Origin of the sequence: Mesorhizobium sp. M2E.F.Ca.ET.209.01.1.1 (assembly GCF_004010375.2) — a bacterium.
GTDB lineage: Bacteria > Pseudomonadota > Alphaproteobacteria > Rhizobiales > Rhizobiaceae > Mesorhizobium.
This window is the reverse complement of the sequence record NZ_SADP02000009.1, coordinates 237,357-257,741: the sequence shown is the minus strand read 5'-3', so window position 1 is coordinate 257,741 and position 20,385 is coordinate 237,357. Positions and strand designations below refer to the sequence as shown.

Annotated in this window: 21 protein-coding genes and 1 tRNA gene; 14 read left to right on the top strand and 8 right to left on the bottom strand. The window is 63.6% G+C overall.

Features of this window, described 5'->3' with window-relative positions; all coding sequences use genetic code 11:
• Positions 1-4 precede the first annotated feature (4 nt).
• Both EN852_RS18765 and EN852_RS18760 read left to right on the top strand, forming a co-directional pair.
• Positions 5-958 (top strand): capsular polysaccharide synthesis protein, encoded by a 954-nt coding sequence (locus tag EN852_RS18765; RefSeq protein ID WP_127876389.1) that lies wholly within the window; start codon positions 5-7, stop codon positions 956-958.
• Between the two features lie 153 nt (positions 959-1,111).
• Positions 1,112-1,819 carry an SDR family NAD(P)-dependent oxidoreductase gene (locus EN852_RS18760; RefSeq protein ID WP_127876388.1) on the top strand — a complete coding sequence of 236 codons (708 nt, stop codon included), beginning with the start codon at positions 1,112-1,114 and terminating at the stop codon, positions 1,817-1,819.
• A 135-nt stretch (positions 1,820-1,954) separates the two neighbouring features.
• Here the strand turns inward: EN852_RS18760 and rpsA are convergent, their stop codons facing one another.
• From rpsA to aroA, 4 genes are all read right to left on the bottom strand, one after another.
• A complete protein-coding gene (gene rpsA, locus EN852_RS18755) occupies positions 1,955-3,652 on the bottom strand; it encodes a 30S ribosomal protein S1 (protein WP_127876387.1) in 1,698 nt (565 codons plus the stop codon).
• Between the two features lie 195 nt (positions 3,653-3,847).
• Entirely contained in the window at positions 3,848-4,513 is a 666-nt protein-coding gene (cmk, locus tag EN852_RS18750) for a (d)CMP kinase (protein WP_127876386.1), read from the bottom strand.
• A 58-nt stretch (positions 4,514-4,571) separates the two neighbouring features.
• Positions 4,572-5,156: a hypothetical protein gene (locus EN852_RS18745; RefSeq protein ID WP_127876385.1), complete on the bottom strand. Its 585-nt coding sequence runs from the start codon at positions 5,154-5,156 to the stop codon at positions 4,572-4,574.
• Positions 5,157-5,244: 88 nt separating this feature from the next.
• The gene (aroA, locus tag EN852_RS18740; protein ID WP_127876384.1) at positions 5,245-6,603 is read right to left on the bottom strand and encodes a 3-phosphoshikimate 1-carboxyvinyltransferase; all 1,359 of its coding nucleotides are present in this window, start codon (positions 6,601-6,603) and stop codon (positions 5,245-5,247) included.
• Positions 6,604-6,797: 194 nt separating this feature from the next.
• On the opposite strand from aroA, the gene EN852_RS18735 reads away from it, so the two are divergent.
• Positions 6,798-7,193: a TIGR02300 family protein gene (locus EN852_RS18735; RefSeq protein WP_127866571.1), complete on the top strand. Its 396-nt coding sequence runs from the start codon at positions 6,798-6,800 to the stop codon at positions 7,191-7,193.
• Positions 7,194-7,358: 165 nt separating this feature from the next.
• Positions 7,359-7,434: transfer RNA gene (locus EN852_RS18730), tRNA-Ala, on the top strand.
• 161 nt (positions 7,435-7,595) lie between these two features.
• Here the strand turns inward: EN852_RS18730 and EN852_RS18725 are convergent.
• Both EN852_RS18725 and EN852_RS18720 read right to left on the bottom strand, forming a co-directional pair.
• Complete coding sequence (locus EN852_RS18725; RefSeq protein WP_127876383.1) at positions 7,596-8,096, bottom strand: DUF6496 domain-containing protein; 501 nt, start codon at positions 8,094-8,096, stop codon at positions 7,596-7,598.
• Between the two features lie 64 nt (positions 8,097-8,160).
• On the bottom strand, positions 8,161-8,616 hold the full coding sequence (locus EN852_RS18720; protein WP_127876382.1) for a YbhB/YbcL family Raf kinase inhibitor-like protein: 456 nt from the start codon (positions 8,614-8,616) through the stop codon (positions 8,161-8,163).
• A 337-nt stretch (positions 8,617-8,953) separates the two neighbouring features.
• Between EN852_RS18720 and EN852_RS43190 the strand changes: the two genes are divergently transcribed.
• From EN852_RS43190 to EN852_RS18700, 5 genes are all read left to right on the top strand, one after another.
• Positions 8,954-9,079 carry a hypothetical protein gene (locus tag EN852_RS43190; RefSeq protein WP_281407796.1) on the top strand — a complete coding sequence of 42 codons (126 nt, stop codon included), beginning with the start codon at positions 8,954-8,956 and terminating at the stop codon, positions 9,077-9,079.
• A gap of 424 nt (positions 9,080-9,503) precedes the next feature.
• The gene (locus tag EN852_RS18715; protein ID WP_246694323.1) at positions 9,504-9,875 is read left to right on the top strand and encodes a hypothetical protein; all 372 of its coding nucleotides are present in this window, start codon (positions 9,504-9,506) and stop codon (positions 9,873-9,875) included.
• A 336-nt stretch (positions 9,876-10,211) separates the two neighbouring features.
• A complete protein-coding gene (locus EN852_RS18710) occupies positions 10,212-10,763 on the top strand; it encodes a MaoC family dehydratase (RefSeq protein ID WP_127876381.1) in 552 nt (183 codons plus the stop codon).
• 3 nt (positions 10,764-10,766) lie between these two features.
• Positions 10,767-11,927, top strand: a complete 1,161-nt coding sequence (locus EN852_RS18705; RefSeq protein ID WP_127876380.1) for a CaiB/BaiF CoA-transferase family protein — start codon at positions 10,767-10,769, stop codon at positions 11,925-11,927.
• Positions 11,928-11,941: 14 nt separating this feature from the next.
• A complete protein-coding gene (locus tag EN852_RS18700) occupies positions 11,942-13,069 on the top strand; it encodes an extracellular solute-binding protein (RefSeq protein WP_127876413.1) in 1,128 nt (375 codons plus the stop codon).
• A gap of 40 nt (positions 13,070-13,109) precedes the next feature.
• Here EN852_RS18700 and EN852_RS18695 read toward each other — a convergent pair whose 3' ends face one another.
• Together EN852_RS18695 and EN852_RS18690 are read right to left on the bottom strand one after the other, a co-directional pair.
• Positions 13,110-13,946 (bottom strand): amidohydrolase, encoded by an 837-nt coding sequence (locus tag EN852_RS18695; RefSeq protein WP_127876379.1) that lies wholly within the window; start codon positions 13,944-13,946, stop codon positions 13,110-13,112.
• A 65-nt stretch (positions 13,947-14,011) separates the two neighbouring features.
• Positions 14,012-14,800, bottom strand: a complete 789-nt coding sequence (locus EN852_RS18690) for an IclR family transcriptional regulator (RefSeq protein WP_127876378.1) — start codon at positions 14,798-14,800, stop codon at positions 14,012-14,014.
• A 167-nt stretch (positions 14,801-14,967) separates the two neighbouring features.
• Between EN852_RS18690 and EN852_RS18685 the strand changes: the two genes are divergently transcribed.
• From EN852_RS18685 to EN852_RS18665, 5 genes are all read left to right on the top strand, one after another.
• Positions 14,968-16,284, top strand: coding sequence for a sugar ABC transporter substrate-binding protein (locus EN852_RS18685; protein WP_127876377.1), 1,317 nt, complete (start codon positions 14,968-14,970; stop codon positions 16,282-16,284).
• 112 nt (positions 16,285-16,396) lie between these two features.
• On the top strand, positions 16,397-17,293 hold the full coding sequence (locus EN852_RS18680; protein WP_127876376.1) for a sugar ABC transporter permease: 897 nt from the start codon (positions 16,397-16,399) through the stop codon (positions 17,291-17,293).
• A gap of 2 nt (positions 17,294-17,295) precedes the next feature.
• Positions 17,296-18,162, top strand: a complete 867-nt coding sequence (locus tag EN852_RS18675; RefSeq protein ID WP_127876375.1) for a carbohydrate ABC transporter permease — start codon at positions 17,296-17,298, stop codon at positions 18,160-18,162.
• Positions 18,163-18,167: 5 nt separating this feature from the next.
• Entirely contained in the window at positions 18,168-19,265 is a 1,098-nt protein-coding gene (gene ugpC, locus EN852_RS18670) for a sn-glycerol-3-phosphate ABC transporter ATP-binding protein UgpC (RefSeq protein WP_127876374.1), read from the top strand.
• Position 19,266: 1 nt separating this feature from the next.
• The gene (locus EN852_RS18665) at positions 19,267-20,379 is read left to right on the top strand and encodes a mandelate racemase/muconate lactonizing enzyme family protein (protein WP_127876373.1); all 1,113 of its coding nucleotides are present in this window, start codon (positions 19,267-19,269) and stop codon (positions 20,377-20,379) included.
• Positions 20,380-20,385 lie beyond the last annotated feature (6 nt).

The window sequence follows — 20,385 nt, the reverse complement described above, 5'->3', positions numbered from 1 at the left end:
CGTTATGGCACCATCGGGGGACGACGGCCCGGATAGCGCCTTTTTCACCGAACCGCCATTCGACGATCCGCTCAGGCGCCGTCACCTGGCGCCCTTGCGCTGGGCGGCGTCTTCGCCGGACTTGCCGTGGTGGGTGCGCAAGCGCGCCGCCAAAACCCACATGAACCTGGCCCGGCGCAGGGACCAGCGCGCCCGGAACGTCGCTGTCGATCATTCGCAATGGTGCTCGACCAGCATGCCGGAAGGCGGGTTGGGTCCGATCTGGCAATATTGGGCGCAAGGCCCCGACAACGCGCCGCCCTTGGTGAAGGCCTGCATGCGCTCGGTGCAGCGGTATAAGGGCGACCGCGATCTCATCGTCCTCGATGACACCACCGTGACAGACTATGTCGATCTGCCGGACCATATCTGGGACAAGCGCCGGCGTCAGCTGATGAAGAGCCAGCACTTCTCCAACTTCATCCGGCTTAGCCTGCTCCTGCGGCACGGCGGCACCTGGCTCGACGCCACCATTCTGCTCAGGCAGCCCGTGCCGCGACAGATCGAGCGCGAGGATTTCTATATCCTTCGCGAAACCAACCGCGTGCCTCGGCTGGTGGAGACCTGGTTCATCCACGCGCGCAAGGGACATCCTCTGGTCGAGACGGTGCTCCATGGCCTCGCCGACTACTGGCGCGAATATGATCGGCTTCTCCAGTATTTCATGTTCCCGCATCACATCGAGGCTTCTCTGCTGCTGCATGGGAAGCTGAGGCAGGACTTCCTGAAGATGCCGCAGGTTGGCGCGGACAGGCCGCACGAATTGCAATGGCAGCTCTTGAAGCCTTTCGACGAAGTGAGGCATCGCGCCATGTATGACGGCTTCTGGCTGCACAAGCTCAACTACAAGGTACGGCGTCCGCAGACGGACGAGCGTCTGCTTTGGGACGCCATACTGGATGGCTGGCCGCTGGTCTGACGAAAATTGTCCGGGGCGCTGGACACATGCAAAGACGCTGCGCCAGCCATGTCGATATTTCAATTGAGTGACAACGCGAAAGGCGCGACGTTCGAGCCTGGGGCGGCATAACCCGAGATATAATCATAAGAAAATGACAGGAGCGGTCAAAGTATGACGGAAACGCTTAACGGCAGGCATATCGTGATCACGGGCGGCACTGGGGCGCTCGGCGGCGCGGTTGTCGGCAGATTGCTGGAGCAGGGCGCGATCTGCCACGTGCCCAATGCCCACGCGGCGGCCCCGCCGCATTTTCCTTACGCAGCCCACGCCAGCGTGCATCTGGCGCATAATGTCGACCTTTCGGATTCGGCCAAGGTCGAAGCCTTCTACCATCAGGTCCCCGACCTCTGGGCCTCGATCCACCTCGCTGGCGGCTTCACCATGGCGCCGGTCGAAAAGATCGAGTCGGCTTCCTTCGCCGAAATGATGGACACCAACGCCCGCACGACCTTCCTGTGCAGCCGCGCCGCGGTGCGCTCGATGCTGGCGTCCAACACGGCTGGCCGCATCGTCAATGTCACCGCGCGCGCCGGCCTCGATCCGAGGCGCGGCTCCGGCATGGTCGCCTACACCGCGAGCAAGGCGGCGGTCGCGGCAATGACGGTCGCCATGGCCGAGGAGCTGAAGCACAAGGGCATCCTGGTCAATGCGGTGGCGCCCTCGACGCTCGACACGCAGGCCAATCGCGACAGTATGCCGGACGCCGATTTCAGCAAATGGGTCAGCCTCGAGGCCGCGGCCGAAGCGATCGCCTATCTCGCCTCGCCAGCTAACCAGGCCATGAGCGGCACGCTGGTTCCGCTCTACGGCCGGGCCTGAACTCTATCTCTTGTTTTACGCAATTCCGGACGGAAAACCGCTGACTCTTTTCCTGGAATTGCTCTGATATCCCGACAAAAGAAAAACCCCGCCGGATCGCTCCGGCGGGGTTTTTCTTTTGGTGTGGAAGCGAGCTTAGTTGCCCTGCTTCTTCAGCGCCGCGCCCAGGATGTCGCCAAGCGAGGCGCCGGAGTCGGTCGAGCCGTACTGGGCGACCGCTTCCTTCTCCTCGGCGATTTCCAGCGCCTTGATCGAGACCTGCAGCTTGCGGGTCTTCTTGTCGAAGGCGATGACGCGGGCATCGACCTTCTGGCCGACGGTGAAGCGCTCGGGGCGCTGCTCGTCGCGGTCGCGCGAAAGGTCGGAGCGCTTGATGAAGGTCTCGATGCCGCTGTCGACCAGCCGCACGTCCAGACCGCCATCCTTCACGCCGATGACCTCGCAGGTGACGACGGCGTTCTTGCGCAGCTCGCCGCTGCTGGCCGCTTCGCCGACCGTGTCACGGGCCAGCTGCTTGATGCCGAGCGAGATGCGCTCCTTCTCGATGTCGACGTCGAGCACCTGCGCCTTGACCATGTCGCCGCGATTGTACTCTTCGATGACCTGCTCGCCCGGACGGGTCCAGTCGAGGTCGGACAGGTGCACCATGCCGTCCACGTCGCCTTCCAGGCCGATGAACAGGCCGAACTCGGTCTTGTTCTTGACCTCGCCCTCGACCTGGCTGCCGACCGGATGGCTGCGCGCGAAGGCTTCCCATGGGTTCTCCAGCGTCTGCTTGAGACCGAGCGAGATGCGGCGCTTGGCCGGATCGACCTCGAGCACCACCACGTCGACTTCCTGTGTCGTCGACAGGATCTTGCCGGGGTGCACATTCTTCTTCGTCCACGACATTTCCGAAACGTGGATGAGGCCTTCGATGCCCGGCTCCAGCTCGACGAACGCGCCGTAGTCGGTGATGTTGGTGACGGTGCCCTTGATCTTCTTGCCGATCGGGAACTTGGTGCCGATATCCGACCACGGATCCGACTCGAGCTGCTTCATGCCGAGCGAGATGCGGTGGGTTTCCTGGTTGATGCGGATGATCTGCACCTTGACCGTCTGGCCGATGTTGAGGATCTCGGTCGGATGGTTGACGCGGCGCCATGCCATGTCGGTGACATGCAGGAGGCCGTCGATGCCGCCGAGGTCGACGAACGCACCGTAGTCGGTGATGTTCTTGACCACGCCTTCGACCACCTGGCCTTCCTCGAGGTTCTGCACGATTTCCGAACGCTGTTCGGCGCGGCTCTCCTCGAGCACTGTGCGGCGCGACACCACGATGTTGCCGCGGCGGCGATCCATCTTGAGGATCTCGAAGGGCTGCGGGTTGTGCATCAGCGGGGTGACGTCGCGGATCGGGCGGATATCAACCTGGCTGCGCGGCAGGAACGCCACGGCGCCGTCGAGGTCGACGGTGAAGCCGCCCTTGACCTGGTTGAAGATGACGCCTTCGACGCGCTCACCCTTGGTGAACTTCTCTTCGAGACGCACCCAGCTCTCCTCGCGGCGAGCCTTCTCGCGCGACAGCATGGCTTCGCCAAGCGCGTTCTCGATGCGCTCGACATAGACCTCGACGGTGTCGCCGACCTTGAGGGAAGAGTCCTTGCCCTTGGCGCCGAATTCCTTCAGCGGCACGCGGCCTTCGACCTTGAGGCCGACATCGATGATGGCCATGTCCTTTTCGATCGCGGTGATCGTGCCCCGGACAACCTGGCCCTCGCCGGAATGGCCGGCGGTGAATGATTCTTCGAGCATGCTCGCGAAATCGTCGCGAGACGGATTAGCTACTGACATTGTTTCTCCTGGAATGCTCCGCGCGATGGCGGAGCGGGCGCCGTGGGTTAGCGTTGCGTGAGCCTGCCGGCGTTCCGGGCTGAAGAGCCCTTGGCCGCTGTTCGAGCGGCAAGTCCGGCGCATGAAGAATGCTGGCAGGCTGGTTCGTGCCCGATATGGGTATTTTCGCCGCTCAAGGCAACCGAAAAAGCCCGATCAGGCCTTGTTTCTCTTGGCAAGGGCCTCGTCAACGATCGCCATTGCCGCCAGAAACGCGGCCTCTATAGCCATTTCGCTGGTATCAAGCAAGTGCGCGTCCGCCGCCGGCTTCAGCGGCGAGGAGGCTCTGCCCATGTCGCGCTCGTCGCGGCGCTCGATGTCGGCGAGGATGGTGGCGAAGTCGGCGCTGCCGCCCATGCTCTCGATCTCGGCCAGCCGGCGCCGGGCGCGCACCTCGGCGCTCGCCGTGACATAGAGCTTGATGTCGGCGTCGGGACACACCACCGTGCCGATGTCGCGGCCGTCGAGCACCGCGCCCGGCGGCGCCTTGGCGAAGGCCCGCTGCTTCTCGACCAGGATACGCCGCACCGTGGGGATGACTGCGACTTTCGATGCCGCTTCGCCCACCGCATGCGCCGAAAGCACTGTCCGGTCGAGGTTGGAGAGGTCCACCTGCCGCGCCGCGGTTTCGGCCGCCGAGACATTGTCGAGCGGCAGGCCGAGCTCGAGCAGCTTGTGCGCGACCGCGCGATAGGTGAGGCCGGTGTCGAGCAGGTTCAGCCGGTAGTGATCGGCGAGCCGGCGGGCGAGTGTGCCTTTGCCCGCGCCTGCGGGGCCGTCGATGGCGATGGTGAAACCAGCTTCTAGGTCAGCGGTCAGCATGCTAGTGCTTGAAGCCGAGGCGCGGCCTTAAATCAAGGATGAAATTGACCGCTTACGATCAGGCCTTGTCGGTAACTGCTGCACCTTTCCTGCGCTGGCGCTCCGCCGAAAACGCTCTAAACAAGACGTAGGAAAAAACGCCGAATGCCAACATGGCGACGGCATCGGTCCAACCGATGTTCTCGGACTTTAGGTACTTTGCCGGTGGCACCACGATGGAAGCGATGCACATGCAGCCCCAAAACCATTTGCCCACTAGCACATCGAGGTTACTGCTGGAGTTCAAGAGATCAACAAAGAACGCCGAAAGAGGGATGCGGGTAGGTAATGCTGCCTCGTGCGGAGCTGCGTTCAATATCTGCGCAATTCGATTTGTCATCGCGGTAACGACATAAACGCTAAGCGCGACCGCAACCGCACCGACCGTCACGGACGCGAGAAGCGGAAGGTCGTCCTTAGTGAGGATAAAAATGATGACGGCTCCGAGAGCCGGAAGCGCGATACGTATCGCGTTAAGGCGTTGGATCTCTTCGAGTTGCTCTTTGGTCACAATCGCGGCGGGCTTCGTCGGCCCGCGTGAATACGCAAATCGACCGTCGGTTAATTCCTTGACGGTGGTGATTTTCCCATCAGCCAAAAACAATTCGCAATATCCACGGCATACCCTGCCAGTGGGAATAATGCGGGCCGCAGATCAATACTTCCTTTACAGCGAATGATCCGAGCCCGGATCACTCGATCTCCGCGCCCAGCCCCTTCATCAGTCCCATGAACTCCGGAAAGCTCGTCGCGATCATGTTGGCGTCGTCGATGGTCACGGGCTTCTCCGTCGCCAGCCCCATCACCAGGAAACTCATGGCGATGCGGTGGTCGAGATGCGTCTTCACCACCGTATCCTGGCCGTTGGGGTGGGCGCCGAGCCCCTTGCCGCCCGGTCTGCCGCGCACCGCAAGCGAGGCCTCGCCCTCGGTGCAGTCGACGCCGTTGAGCTTGAGCCCGTTGGCGACCGCCGCCAGCCGGTCGGATTCCTTGACGCGCAATTCCTCCAGCCCCTGCATCAGCGTCTCGCCCTCGGCGAAGCTCGCCGCGATCGCCAGCACCGGATACTCGTCGATCATCGACGGCGCTCGCTCCGGCGGCACGACGACGCCCTTGAGGTCGGAGGAACGCACCCGCAAATCCGCGACGTCCTCGCCACCGGCATTGCGCGGGTTGAGGATGTCGATGCGGCCGCCCATTTCCTGCAGGGTCAACAGAAGTCCCGTGCGCGTCGGGTTCATCAGCACGTTCTCGATCACGATATCCGAGCCCGGCACGATGAGCGCGGCCACCAGCGGGAAGCCGGCGGAAGAGGGGTCGCCGGGCACGGCGATCGTCTGTCCGGTGAGCTTGCCCTGGCCCTCGATGAAGATGTGGCGCACGCCGCGTTCGTCGGTCTCGACCGTCAGATTGGCGCCAAAGCCTTTCAGCATCTTTTCGGTATGGTCGCGGGTCATCACCGGCTCGATCACCGTGGTGATGCCGGGCGTGTTCAGGCCGGCAAGCAGCACCGCCGACTTCACCTGGGCCGACGCCATCGGCACGCGATAGGTGATCGGCGCGGCGTGTTTCGGGCCGCGCAATGTGATCGGCATGCGGTCGCCCGGTGCCGCCTTCAGCACCTGCACGCCCATTTGGCGCAGCGGGTCGAGCACGCGGCCCATCGGCCGGCCGGACAGCGAGGCGTCGCCGATGAAGGTCGTCTCCATGTCATAGGTGCCGACAAGGCCCATGGTGAGCCGCGAGCCGGTGCCGGCATTGCCGAAATCGAGCGGCCCTTCCGGCTGCAGCAGCGCGCCGTTGCCGGTGCCGCGGATCACCCATTCGGCGCCGTTCTTCTCGATATGCGCGCCCATCGCCTTCATGGCCGCGCCCGTGCGCATCACGTCCTCTCCTTCGAGCAGGCCGGTGATGCGCGTCTCGCCGGAGGCAAGGCCGCCGAACATGAAGGAACGGTGCGAGATCGACTTGTCGCCCGGCACGCGCGCAGTGCCGGCAAGGGCAGGGGATTTGCGGGCCGTGGCTGGTTTAGCGGCGGCGGAATGAGACATTTTGTCTTCCAAATGAAAGGCCGGCTGGCCGGCCCGGTTCGTCATGATGCGGCGGTCTCGTATCACGGCGCGGGGCAATGGTCATCCCCTTGGCGCAAGCCTTTGAAAAGCGGGTTTCGGGCGCATGTCTTTTGGCTTTGACAGCGCGGAAAACTGCGGTTAAGGGGACCATTCTTTTTTTGACGAGGCCTGACGTGGCAAAAGCTGAACTTGGCACCAAGCGTGTCGACCCCGAAACGGGTCGGAAATTCTACGACCTGAACAAAGACCCGATCGTCTCGCCCTATACCGGCAAGAGCTATCCGCGCTCCTATTTCGAGGAAGGCAAGATCTCCGCCCTCGAGGAGGATGAGGAGGTCGCCGACAAGGAACTGGACGGCGACGAGGAGGAAGGCGCCGAAGTCGTCTCGCTCGAGGAAGCCGATGACGAGGCCAAGGGCGGCGGCGACGATCTTCCCGATCTCGGCGACGACGAGGACGATGTCGATCTCGGCGATGATGAAGACGACACCTTCCTTGCCGACGAAGAGGAAGAGGACGACGACGTCTCCGACATGATCGGCGTCGGCGACGACGAGGACGAGGTCTGATTCTGATCGTTTGCCGGCGATTTTCGCCTGTGACGAAAAAGCGGTCTTTCGAGGCTTGATCTTGACCGAAGGCGGCGCTAGAAGCCGCCAGCACTAAACGACGGCGCGGTTCCCAACCGCGCCGGATCTCTTCGCCGGAAACGGCGCCGGCTGACTGCCGGGAGTGGGGCCATAGCTCAGTTGGGAGAGCGCTTGAATGGCATTCAAGAGGTCGTCGGTTCGATTCCGATTGGCTCCACCAAACAGTCTTTCCTGAGCAGATTTCTTAGCGGCAGAAATCGTCACCGCTGCTCACGCGCGCGGCGCCCGAGCCCGTAGGAGCGGCCTGGACGCAAAGCCATTTTCCGGCTGGTATAGGCTCGACGCAGAATCCTGCCTACAGATCTGCTACCCATCCTGCGGCTAACCGCGCTCCGCGCGGGTTCTGGCTGCCTTGCGCGCCGCCGCTGATCGTCCGGCGGCGCCTTTGGTCTGCGCGGCTTTCCTGGCCGCCGCCGACCGCTCTGCGGCCGTGCGGCCGGATGCGGCGCTCTTGGCCTGCCGCGACAGGGCCTTGCGGGAGGCGGTGCTTTTCGGCTCGCCCTCGAGCACCTTCGACACCGCCTTCGCGACCTTCGGCCGTCGCTTCGGCTTCCGTTCGCCCTGGCCTGCCTCGTAAGCGTATTTGGCGCTCTTGCGCGTGCTCTCCTTCACGTCGCCTTTTTTGGGCGGCGGCAGGTCGACGCCCGCGCGGCGCGCCTCCGAAAGGCCGATGGCGATCGCCTGCTTGGTGGAGCGGGCGCCATGTTCGCCCTGCCGGACCTTGTCGATTTCCGCGTGAACGAACTCGCCGGCCTGTGTGCTTGCCGACTTGCCTTCGCGCTTGTCCTTGCGCGCCTTTTCGATGGTTTTCTTGTCCGGCATTGTCTTTCTCCTTGTTCGAACGGAGGGCATGATCGAACGCCGACAAGCCGCTTCGGATCGCGCGTCAGCGGCTTTCATATGTGCCGACAAGGTCGGCGGTGGCGATCATGTGCGGTCCCGCATGGGCCAGAAGGTCGGCGATTGCCGTTTCTCCGCCGGATTCCAGCGTCTCCACGTCGAGCGCTGAAAGGCGGAAGTGATAGTGGACGCCATGCCCTTTTGGCGGCTGGGGACCGTCATAATGGGCATTGCCGAAGTCGTTCACGCCTTGGCGGAAACTTTCCGGTCCGGCGGCGCCTTCCGGCAGGCTGTCCCGGCCGGCGGGGATGTCATAGACCGCCCAATGGCGAAACATGCCGCGCGGCGCATCGGGATCCTCGACGACAAGCAGGAAGCTTCTGGTCCCGGCCGGAGCGTTCTTCCATTGCAGGGGAGGAGACAAGTTGCCTCCGTTGCGCACATAGCGCTCGGGAATGGCCTGCCCGGTTTCAAAGGCTGGACTCTCAAGCGTGAAAGCCATGGCTGAAACTCCGTGCTCTTATTCTTCTCGAAGGAAATCGACGAACGATCTTTGCTCGAATCGGTGAAGCGCAGTCGCTGCTGGTTTCTTGGGAACGCGGGGCATCGGCGGGAGTTCCGGCATCACGCCACCGACAGCGCCCGATGGATGCGAGCAAGTGGAGCTGTCGTCCCTGGAAAAGCTGCCCGGACGGAAGCGACACAGGTCGTATCCGGCGAAAAGAGCTAGCAGGTCGGCATAAGAGCCGTCGACGCGGAACCGCAGGTCTCGAAGATTTTACCGGCCGCATTTTCGGCATATGAATCGGGAACATGCCGGCGCAACAGGTGACAACATCATGCGCGTTCTGGTCCGGATTGCGGTGATCGTCGCGATATTGTTGGCGTTGCTGTATCTGGGATTGTGGTATTCGACCGGCGAACAGGGCTTTCTGCTGATCCCCGGCGGCGCGCCGGCTCAATAGACGGAGTGTCCGTCTCGCTGGCGCCTTCGATCGCTTCGCGCCACGGCGTCTCGGCGACGATTTGCTAGCCAGGTGGTTCGTGCTGAGCGGAGAGGACCGCGCTCGAGGAAATCCCTATGCCGGCGGCGGCAACTAGGCTAAGGGGCTTCCTGTCAGAGGGATGCTTATGAGAATTCCGGTTTGGGGTGGGAAACTGGCGCAGGGACGGGTTCGATCCGGACTGCTTGCACGATCAAGCAGTCTCTTGCCGATGCTGGGCGTTGTGGCCATGCTTGCCGCCTGCCAGTCGACTCCAGACACGCAACCTGTTGCTGGTTCGCAACCTGTTGCTGGTGCGCAACCTGTTGCTGGTGCGCAACCTGTTGCTGGTGCGCAACCTATTGCTGACCCGCAACCCGCTCCGGCCGGCGCTCCCGCTCCGGCCTTGCCGAATTCGGCTGAACTCGATCAGACGGTCGCGGTCGTTCCGCCCGCCAAGGGCGTTCCGGCGAGATACGCCGCCTTCTCCGGTATATGGGCGGGGCAGCTCAACGGCATGTATGACGGCAAGCTGGCCGTGCTGACCGTGTCCTCGGCCGGACAGGTGACGGTCAGCTACGCATGGGGCGATCTCGCCGACAACAAGCCAGGCGTCGCCGATGGCTCCGGCCGGATCGTCGGGAATACATTGAAGCTCGGGCGCCTGCCAAACGGCGCCGACATTACCGCCACGATGGTGTCGCCGGGAACGCTCAACGTCACCTACGTGCTTGCCGGCCAGACCTATACCGGCTCGTTCGTGCGGGTCAGCCACTAAGCAACGCCAGCTTCCACACGGCAAGTGTCGCCTCGTCCAAGGCATAGACGCCGAGGCCGACGCCGCGCGCGCCTGTGGAAATAGGGCGCCTCGCGCTTGAGGCTGCCGACAGAGACAACACAGGCCCTTCTGTCGGTCTCCTCCGCTGCCGGCGGCTCCTCCGCCCGTACTGGCTTTCCAAAAATTTCGCCGATCGTCGCTTGCAAGGCAATCCCATATGTGAAAATATTATTTACAAAAGAAAACTGACGGGAGGAAAGCGATCATGCATCTCGCCATCCGGCATCGTGCCTGGAACCGCCTTGCAGACCGCGCCGGTAGCCCCCGGAGCGAGGCATGAGCGAATTCTCGCCGACCATCGGTGTTGCTTCGACGCATCCAGCGGATATGCCTGAGGCGCATGCCGACATCCCCGTCTGGAATTCGGAAAACTGGTTCTACGAGGACTGGCAGCCCGGCCACAAAATCCGCTCGCTCCGCCGCACCATCGCCGAGGGCGAAAGCCATATGTTCAATGCGCTGGTGCTGGATATCCACCCTTACGTGCAGGACCAGATGTTCGCCGGAAAGGAAGGCATTTTCGGCAAGCGGCTGGTGGCCGGCGCCTTCGTCTTTTCGGCCGGGCTCGGTCTCGTCGCCACCAACTGCGTCAACGCTTTCTCCTACGGCTACGACAAGCTCCGCTTCATCAAGCCGGTCTTCATCGGCGACACCATCTATTCGATCCGCACCAACCTCGACAAAAAACCGCGCTACCGGAACATGGGCCTGATCCGCGCCAGCTATGAAGTCTTCAAGGGTGAAGGAGAGCTGGTGCTCTACTGCGAGCATCTGCAGACGGTGAAATACAAGAACCCGGCCGATTTCGTCGGCAAGACCGAGAAGTGAATCGTGGCTGCTGACACCGAACTTCCGCTGACCGGCCTCATCGTCATCGACATGAGTCAGTTCCTGTCGGGGCCTTACTGTTCGCTTCGCCTGCTCGACCTTGGCGCGCGCGTCATCAAGATCGAGCGGCCGGACGGTGGCGACCTGTCGCGCCGGCTCTATCTCAGCGACACCGAGATCGGCGGCGACTCCACCATTTTCCACGCCATCAACCGCGGCAAGGAGAGCCTTGCCGTCGACCTCAAGAACGAGACCGACCTCGCCGCGCTGCGCGGCCTGATCGCCAAGGCCGACGTGCTCATCCAGAATTTCCGGCCGGGCGTCATCGAGCGGCTCGGCCTCGACTATGAGCATGTGAGGGCGATCAACCCGCGGCTCGTCTATGCTTCGATCAGCGGCTATGGCGAGGACGGCCCCTGGGTGAAACGCCCGGGGCAGGATTTGCTCGCCCAGGCGCGTTCCGGCGTGATGTGGCTGAACGGCGACGAGGAGCAGGGGCCGGTGCCGTTCGGCCTGGCGATCGCCGACATGCTGGCGGGCGCTGCCTGCGCCCAAGGCATCCTCGCCAAGCTGGTGCGGCGCGGCATCACCGGCGAGGGCGGCCATGTCGAGACCAGCCTGCTCGAGGCGCTGGTCGATTTCCAGTTCGAAGTGCTGACCACGCATCTCAATGACGGCCGCCGCCAGCCGAAGCGCTCGTCCTTCCGCAGCGCCCATGCCTATCTCTCGGCACCTTACGGCGTCTATCCGGCCAAGGACGGCTACCTGGCGATCGCCATGACGCCGATCCCGAAGATTGCCGATCTGCTCGAATTGCCCGAGCTCGACTCCTTCCGCGACAGGCCCGCGACCTGGTTCACCGCCCGCGACGAGATCAAGGCGATCATCGCCAAACGCATCGGGGAAAAAACCATCGACGAATGGCTGGCCATTCTCGAGCCCGCCGACATCTGGTGCGCCAAGGTGCTGACCTGGCCGGAACTGATGGAGAACGACGGCTTCAAGGCGCTCGACATGCTGCAGACCGTGACGCGCGAGGACAATGTCTCGATCCTCACCACGCGTTCGCCTCTGCGCGTCGACGGCGCGCGCGCCAAGGGCGATCGGGCCGCTCCCCGCATCGGCGAGCACAGCGAAAAGATCCGCGCGGAGTTCGGCCTGTGATCCGGCTGAAAGGGATGACCTGGAGCCACCCGCGCGGCTACGACCCGATGGTGGCGTGTTCGGCGCTGTGGAAGGACAAGACCGGCGTTTCGGTCGAATGGGAAAAGCGATCGCTGCAGGATTTCGAGTCCTTCCCGGTGGAAGAGCTCGCCCGCGCCTATGATTTGATCGTCATCGACCATCCGCATGTCGGCCAGATCACTGCCGAGAAATGCCTGGCGCCGCTCGATGTGCCGGGACGCGAGGCGGAGCGCGAGACGCTGGCTAGGGGCAGCGTCGGGAAATCCTACCCGAGCTACACCTGGCAGGGCCGGCAATGGGCTTTTCCGATCGATGCTGCCACCCAGGTGCAGGCCTGGCGCCCCGACCTGATCGAGGCCGCGCCAAGAATCTGGACCGAAGTGCTGGCGCTTGCCGAGCAGGGCCGCGTGCTTTTGCCGCTCAGGCCGCCGCATTCGCTGATGTGCTTTTACACCCTTGCCGCCGAGCTCGGCCGGCCCTGCGCGGTCGACGGGCCGAGCGATCTGGTCGACCAAGAGACCGGCGAAACCGCCTTCGAGATGCTGCGCGAGATCGCGGCGTTGATCGATCCCGCATGCCTGACGATGGATCCGATCGCGGTGTTCGAAAGGATGGCGGAATCAGAATCGCGCATCGGCTGCGCGCCGCTGATCTACGGCTATGTCCCCTATGCGGTCGCCGGCTTCCGGCCGCATCGTCTCGGCTTTGCCGACATGCCGGTCGTCGGCGGCGATGGCCCGGTCGGCTCGGCGCTCGGCGGAACCGGCATCGCCGTCTCCGCCTTTTCGACCGAACGCGAGGCGGCCATCGACTTCGTCTACTGGATCGCCAGCGGCGACGTGCAGCGTGGCCCTTACGCCGCTGCGGGCGGCCAGCCAGGCCATGCCGCCGCCTGGGAGGACGATGCCGTCAACGCCGCGGCCGGCGACTTCTATCGCGACACGCGCGCGACCCTCGAAGGCGCCTGGGTGCGCCCGCGCCACGACGGCTACATGGCGTTCCAGCAGCAGGCCTCCGATCGCATCAATGAAGGTCTTGCCGGCGGGCAGGACGCCGCCCAAGTCGTCGCCGACATCAATCGCCTGTTCCGTGAGAGTTTCGCGCCGGCCGCCGCCGGCTAGACGTGCTGATTGCCACCGCGACGCTCGGCGAGCGTGACGTCTATATCCGCCACAGCCGGCGCGCATTGCCCGAAAGCAGCCGTGTCCGCTCCGACTCGCTCGTCCCGGCCAGCAGAGCATGCGTGGCGGCGATCCAGGTGGTCAGCCCGCCGCCCAGCGTGCAGACCGGCCAGTCGCTGCCCCAGATCACCCGATCCCAGCCGAAGCTGCTGATCGTGTGTTCGACATAGGGTTTGAGCGTATCGACCGTCCAGGTCGCCGGGTCGGCATAGGCGACGACGCCGGAGATCTTGCCGACGACGTTGGGCCGTTTCGCAATGGCCTCCATATGCTCACGCCACGGATGCTCGGCATTGCCCTTGATGTCGGGCACGCCGCAATGGTCGAGGACGAACTGGACGTCGGGCGCGAGATCGGCGAGCGCGATGGCCTTCGGGATCTGATGCGGCAGCACAACGAGGTCGAAGGTCAGGCCGGTGTCGGCCAGCCGGTTGACGTTCCGGCGAAACAGCGCCCCTTCCGAGACATCGTCGGGCACGACATGCAGCACGCGGCGGAAACCCTTGACGAAGGGCTCGGCCTTGACCGTTTCCAGATAGGCCTCGAAGCCGGCCTCCTCGGGCCGGCAAGAGGCGATCGCTCCGCGCAGCAGGCTGCCCGGCTGGCCGGCGAGCGACTTCACATGGGCGGTCTCGGCGGCGATGTCGGCGGGGTCGACATCAACTTCCATATGCAGCACGGCCTCAATGCCGGAACGCAACGCGTCGGTGGCATATTCCTGGTAGGAGAAATCGCGGTTCAGCGCCGGCACGCCGGCCAGCCACGGGTAGCGCAGGGCGGCCTGGTCGATGAGGTGCAGATGCGTGTCGATGATCATGGCGGCGTCTCCTCCCGTTGTGCCAGACAATATCCCGCCTAAAAAGCCATTATTCAAATAAGAAATTACGACGATTGCGGCACATCCGACCCGGCAAGCTGCGACAGCCTTGCGGCGGCGTCCTGCAGGTGCCGAATCGTCAGCGTGATGTCCGGCGCCGAGGGAGCGTTGACGAGGGTGATATAGGGGATGGTGAGCGCCGCGATGGCTCTGCCGTCAGGCCCGAGCACCGGCGTTGAGAGATTGTAGACGCCGGCGGTCTGCAGCGAGGCCATCATCTCGTAGCCGCGGTCGCGCACCTGGTCGAGGCGGGCGAAGAACTCCGGCGTCAGATTGAGCTGTTCGGTGCTCTGCAGATGCTCGGCGATCATCATCTTGCGCTCCTCCGGCGAGCGGAAGGCAAGCAGCACATGGCCGGAGCCGGTATCGAACAGGCTGATATGCGAGCCGACGCGGATCGAGATGCCCCAGTAGCGCGGCGCTTCCTGCTGCGCGATGACCACAGCGGCACCGCGGTCGAACACCACCAGTTGATTGGCCTGCCATGAGGTTTCGGCGAGATCGCGCATGATCGGCGTCGCGTAGGACACCAGCCGCCGCACCGGCGCGTGTAGCTGCGCCAGCCCGAAGAGCTTGAGCGTCAGCGAATAGCGGTCGCCGTCGATCTTGGTGACATAGCCGCGTCGCACCAGGCGGTCGAGCATGCGGTAGAACTCGTTCGGGCTGCGGTCGAGCCGCTTGGCGATCTCGGCTTGCGTCAGCCCGCCGTCGACGCCCGACAGCAATTCGAGAATGTCCAGCCCCTTGTCCAGCGCCGGCGCGCGGTAGCGGTCCCCGTCTTCTTCCTCTGCCACCTGCCCCTCCAGTGAATTTCGATCTGCATATATGCATGAACTTCGTGTCAGCGGAAGCACAATCGGCTTGACCCGGGAATGAAAATGCTATTTGCATATGAATGAAGCTTGAGCGATCGGCCGCGCATCCGGCCGGCCATCGCCGCGAGCTCGTGGGAGGAGAGAACATGACGAGACTGCTTCTAGGCATTTCCGCCGGCCTGGCCGGTTTGCTGCTGAGCGGCACGGCGTTTTCAGCCGATCTGCCCGGCAAATTTCCGGGTGCGACGATCGACGCCAAGCTGATCGGCGGCCAGCAATATGAGAAGCTCTACGAGCGCATTCCCGAATGGGAGAAGTTGACCGGCGCCAAGGTCAACATCCTGTCGAAGAAGAACCACTTCGACCTCGACAAGGAGATCAAGTCGGACATCGCCTCCAACTCGATCACCTGGTGCGTCGGCTCCAACCACACATCGTTCGCGCCGCAATATCCGGGCATCTACACCGATCTTGCCAAGCTGCTGCCGAAGGAAGAGATCGACGCCTTCGTGCCGGCCAACATCGCCGCCGGAACGCTGGACGGCAAATTGGTCATGCTGCCGCGCGCCCAGTTCGACGTCTCGGCGCTCTACTACCAGAAAAGCCTCTACCAGGACGAAGCCAAGAAGAAGGCCTACAAGGACAAATATGGCGAGGAGCTCGCCCCGCCGGACACGTTCGACGAGATGGCGCAGCAGGCCGAATTCTTCGCCAGCCCGCCTGACTTCTACGGCACGCAATATGCCGGCAAGGAAGAGGCGATCAACGGCCGCTTCTATGAGATGGTGATCGCCGATGGCGGCGAATATCTCGACAAGGACGGCAAGCCCGCCTTCAACTCCGAGGCCGGCGTCAAGGCGCTCGACTGGTTCGTCAACCTCTACAAGGCCAAGGCCGTGCCGGCGGGCACCACCAATTATCTGTGGGACGATCTCGGACAGGGCTTCGCCTCCGGCACCGTGGCGATCAACCTCGACTGGCCGGGCTGGGCCGGCTTCTTCAACGACCCCAAGTCGTCCAAGGTTGCCGGCAATGTCGGCGTCAAGGTTCAGCCCAAGGGCTCGTCCGGCAAGCGTTCCGGCTGGTCCGGCGCGCATGGCTTCTCCGTGACCGAAAACTGCGCCAACAAGGAAGCCGCCGCTTCGCTGGTCTGGTGGCTGACCAATGAGGACAGCCAGAAGCTGGAAGCCGCTGCCGGCCCGCTGCCTACACGCACCAAGGTTTGGGAGTGGGATCTCGAGCAGGCGAAGTCCGATCCCTACAAGACCGAAGTGCTGCAGGCCTTCCAGGAGGCGGCCAAGAACGCCTTCCCGGTGCCGCAGACGCCGGAATGGATCGAGATCTCCAACGCCGTCTATCCCGAGCTGCAGGCCGCCATCCTCGGCGACAAGACGTCGAAGCAGGCGCTCGACGACGCTGCCGCCAAGGCAACGCAGATCCTCCAGGACGCGGGAAAACTTTAGGCGCTCCGCATCCCGCAACCGCCTCCCTGTCAACCGGGGAGGCGGCCGCGTAGCCTTGCCATCCTCGGTTACGACCGGGATTGGATCGCTTCACCTCGCTGACAGGATCCCCATGAAGGGCTTCAAGCCATCCGAGCCGATTCTCCTGCTGCTGCCGGCCTTCGTCGTGCTGGCGGCGGTGGTGCTCGTGCCGCTGCTTCTGTCGCTCTATTCCAGCTTCACGCCCTTCCGCCTGACCCGGCCCGAGACTTTCTTCGTGCTGATCGGCTTCCGGAACTACATCTCGATCCTGAGCAATCCGGACTTCTGGTGGGCCTTCGGTCGCACCGTTCTGTTGCTCACCGTCGCGCTCAACCTAGAAATGCTGCTCGGCCTCGGCCTGGCCATGCTGGTCGAGAAGGCGACGCGCGGCCAGCGCATCCTGCGCACGCTGATGATGTTCCCGATGATGTTCTCGCCGATCCTGGTCGGCTTCCAGTTCAAATTCATGTTCAACGACAATATCGGCCTGGTGAACAACGCGCTGCAGTCGCTGGGCCTCACTGAGGACGCCATCCCGTGGCTGATCGAAAGCCACCTCGCCTTCACCGCCATCACCATCGCCGAAGTCTGGTCGTCGACCTCGATCTTCGCCATCCTGATCCTGGCCGGCCTGCTTGCCATGCCCAAGGAGCCGATCGAGGCGGCGCGCGTCGACGGCTGCACGCCGTGGCAGACCTTCCGCTATGTGACCTGGCCGTTCGTCATGCCCTTCGCTTACATCGCCATGACGATCCGTTCGCTCGACGTCGCGCGCGCCTATGACATCGTCAAGATCATGACCGATGGCGGTCCGGCCGGCCGCACCGAGCTGTTGTGGACGCTGGTTGGGCGCACCGCTTACAGCGACGCGCGCATGGGTCTCGCCAACGCGATGGCCTATTTCTCGATCCTGCTGTCGATCGCCTTCACCGTCTATTTCTACAACAAGCTCGCCGCGGCGCGCACGCAGATCGGCGCGGAGTGGTGAGAATGGACGAGAACGCCTCCGCCCGCCTGATGCGCCGCGCGCTGACCGTCGCGCACCGCGTCGGCCTGTTCCTGGCCATGCTCCTGATCTGCCTGCCGGGCATCTGGATCGTGCTGTCCTCGCTGAGGCCAACCGTCGAGATCATGGCCAAGCCGCCGGTCTGGATCCCCCAGCAGCTCTCCTTCGATGCCTACATCGCCATGTTCAGCGGCATCGGCAAAGGCGGCATTCCGGTGCTCGATTATTTCCGCAACTCGCTGATCATCTCGGTCACCTCGACGGTGATCGCCGTGGCCATCGGCATGGCCGGCGGCTATGCCTTCGCCCGCTACAGGTTTCGCGGCAAGTCAGGCATGTTCCTCGGATTGATGCTGACCCGCACCGTGCCAGGCATCGCCATGTCGCTGCCGCTCTTCTTCGTCTATGCGCGGCTCGGCATCATCGACACGCATTTCGGTATGATCCTCGCCTATGTGGCGCTGAACATCCCCTTCACCATCTGGCTGATCGACGGCTTTTTCCGTCAGGTGCCGAAGGACCTCGCTGAAGCCGCGCAGATCGACGGCTGCACCCGCTGGCAGGCCTTCTGGCAGGTCGAATTCCCGCTAGCGCGTCCCGGCATCGCCTCAGCTGCGATCTTCGCTTTCCTCACCTGCTGGAACGAGTTCGCGCTGGCCTCGCAGCTGACCCGTTCCGTCAACTCCAAGACGCTGCCCGTCGGGCTTCTCGACTACACGGCCGAGTTCACCATCGACTGGCGCGGCATGTGCGCGCTGGCCGTGGTGATGATCATCCCGGCGCTGACCCTCACCTACATCGTCCAGAAACACCTCGTCGGCGGCCTCACCTCCGGCGCGGTGAAAGGTTGAACTCCATGGCAACGGTTTCGCTGAAAAAGCTCACCAAGCGCTACGGCAATATGGAGATCGTGCACGGCATCGATCTCGACATCGCCGACCGCGAATTCATCGCGCTGGTCGGCCCGTCGGGCTGCGGCAAGTCGACGACCTTGCGCATGATCGCCGGCCTCGAGGATATCAGCGGCGGCAACATCGACATTGGCGGCCGCGTGGTTAACGACCTGCCGCCGCGCTCGCGCAACATCTCCATGGTGTTCCAGTCCTACGCGCTCTATCCGCATATGACGGTGCGCGAGAATCTCGGCTTCTCGCTGAAGATCGCGGGTGCCGCCAAGGACGACATGGACCGGCGGGTCGCCGAAGCCTCCGCCATCCTCGGCCTCGACGAACTGCTCGAACGCCGGCCCTCGCAGCTCTCCGGCGGTCAGCGCCAGCGCGTCGCCATGGGCCGCGCCATCGTGCGCGATCCGGATGTCTTCCTGTTCGACGAGCCGTTGTCCAACCTCGACGCCAAGCTCAGGACGCAGATGCGCACCGAGATCAAGAAGCTGCATGCCAAGGTGAAGTCGACCGTCATCTATGTCACCCACGACCAGGTCGAGGCGATGACGCTTGCCGACCGCATCGTCATCATGCGCTCCGGTTACATCGAGCAGGTCGGCACGCCGGACGAGGTGTTCAGCCGCCCCGCCACCCGCTTCGTCGCCGGCTTCATCGGCTCGCCGCCGATGAATTTGCACGAGGCGACGGTGAGCGACGGCAGGCTGGTTTTCAGCCGCGGCGACAGCCTCCCGCTGCCTGGACAGTTCAAGTCGAAGACAGCGGCCGGCGACAAGGTCGTGTTCGGCATCCGCCCGGATGATTTCTACCCGACCGGCCACGGCCTGAGCTCGGGCGGCGAAACCGAAGTCCATCGCGTCGAGCTGCCGGTGAGCATCACCGAGCCGCTCGGCAACGAAACGCTGGTGTTCGCCGAGTTCAACGGCGTCGACTGGGTCTCGCGCATGCTCAATCCCAAGCCGCTGAAAGCCGGCGACAGGATCGGCATGAGCTTCGACCTGAGCCGTGCGCATCTGTTTTCCGCCGAAACCGGCAAGTCGCTGAGGAACTGACATGGCGAAGATCGAGAAAATCGAACTGCGCATGGTCGACCTCGTGCCGAAGGTGAAGCGCACGGACGCCATCCAGAGCTTCGTCAGCCAGGAAACGCCGATCGTCACCATCACTGATGCCGACGGTGCAACAGGCACCGGCTACAGCTACACGATCGGCACCGGCGGCTCCTCGGTGATGCGGCTTCTCGCCGACCATCTCGCGCCGCGCCTGATCGGCCGCGACGCCGACCAGATCGAGGCGATCTGGCACGATCTCGAATTCGCCACCCACGCCACCACCATCGGCGCCATCACAGCGATCGCGCTGGCCGCGATCGACACGGCGCTTTGGGACCTGCGGGCAAGAAAACAGAACCTGCCGCTCTGGAAGCTCGCCGGCGGCGCCAAGGACCGCTGTCCGCTCTACACCACCGAAGGCGGCTGGCTGCATATCGAGACGCATGCTCTGGTCGACGATGCGCTGGAAGCGAAGGCCAAGGGCTTCACCGGCTCGAAGGTCAAGATCGGCAAACCGCACGGCTCGGAGGACTTTTCGCGGCTATCGGCGGTGCGCAAGGCGGTCGGCGACGGATACGAGATCATGACCGACTGCAACCAGGGCTTTTCCGTCGACGAGGCGATCCGCCGCGCCGAGCGGCTGCGCGAGCTCGACCTCGCCTGGATCGAGGAGCCGCTGCCGGCCGACGACATAGACGGCCATGTGCGGCTGTCGAATTCGACGGCGACGCCGATCGCCGTCGGCGAGTCGCTCTATTCGATCAGGCATTTCCGCGAGTACATGCAGAAAGGCGGCGCCAACATCATCCAGGTCGATGTCGGCCGCATCGGCGGCATCACGCCATGGCTGAAAGTGGCCCATGCGGCGGAAGCCTTCGACATGCCGGTCTGCCCGCATTTCCTGATGGAACTGCATGTCAGCCTCACCTGCGCCATCCAGAACGGCAAATATGTCGAATATATTCCCCAGCTCGACGATTTGACGGGTAAGAAGATGCGCATTGAGGATGGCCATGCGCTGGCGCCCGGCGAGCCGGGCATCGGCATCGATTGGGACTGGGACGCGGTCAAAGCAAGAAGCATCGCCGAATTCACCACGGCGATCGTGAAATAGGGAGGC

Excerpts from the sequence above, each read along its gene's own strand:
- rpsA (WP_127876387.1), bottom strand. The coding sequence starts at position 3,652 with ATGTCAGTAGCTAATCCGTCTCGCGACGATTTCGCGAGCATGCTCGAA.
- EN852_RS18695 (WP_127876379.1), bottom strand. The coding sequence starts at position 13,946 with ATGATCATCGACACGCATCTGCACCTCATCGACCAGGCCGCCCTGCGC.
- EN852_RS18665 (WP_127876373.1), top strand. The coding sequence starts at position 19,267 with ATGGCGAAGATCGAGAAAATCGAACTGCGCATGGTCGACCTCGTGCCG.
- EN852_RS18700 (WP_127876413.1), top strand. The coding sequence starts at position 11,942 with ATGACCTGGAGCCACCCGCGCGGCTACGACCCGATGGTGGCGTGTTCG.
- EN852_RS18720 (WP_127876382.1), bottom strand. The coding sequence starts at position 8,616 with ATGGCTTTCACGCTTGAGAGTCCAGCCTTTGAAACCGGGCAGGCCATT.
- EN852_RS18725 (WP_127876383.1), bottom strand. The coding sequence starts at position 8,096 with ATGCCGGACAAGAAAACCATCGAAAAGGCGCGCAAGGACAAGCGCGAA.
- EN852_RS18760 (WP_127876388.1), top strand. The coding sequence starts at position 1,112 with ATGACGGAAACGCTTAACGGCAGGCATATCGTGATCACGGGCGGCACT.
- EN852_RS18685 (WP_127876377.1), top strand. The coding sequence starts at position 14,968 with ATGACGAGACTGCTTCTAGGCATTTCCGCCGGCCTGGCCGGTTTGCTG.
- aroA (WP_127876384.1), bottom strand. The coding sequence starts at position 6,603 with ATGTCTCATTCCGCCGCCGCTAAACCAGCCACGGCCCGCAAATCCCCT.
- EN852_RS43190 (WP_281407796.1), top strand. The coding sequence starts at position 8,954 with ATGCGCGTTCTGGTCCGGATTGCGGTGATCGTCGCGATATTGTTGGCG.
- EN852_RS18680 (WP_127876376.1), top strand. The coding sequence starts at position 16,397 with ATGAAGGGCTTCAAGCCATCCGAGCCGATTCTCCTGCTGCTGCCGGCC.
- EN852_RS18710 (WP_127876381.1), top strand. The coding sequence starts at position 10,212 with ATGAGCGAATTCTCGCCGACCATCGGTGTTGCTTCGACGCATCCAGCG.
- EN852_RS18675 (WP_127876375.1), top strand. The coding sequence starts at position 17,296 with ATGGACGAGAACGCCTCCGCCCGCCTGATGCGCCGCGCGCTGACCGTC.
- cmk (WP_127876386.1), bottom strand. The coding sequence starts at position 4,513 with ATGCTGACCGCTGACCTAGAAGCTGGTTTCACCATCGCCATCGACGGC.
- ugpC (WP_127876374.1), top strand. The coding sequence starts at position 18,168 with ATGGCAACGGTTTCGCTGAAAAAGCTCACCAAGCGCTACGGCAATATG.
- EN852_RS18765 (WP_127876389.1), top strand. The coding sequence starts at position 5 with ATGGCACCATCGGGGGACGACGGCCCGGATAGCGCCTTTTTCACCGAA.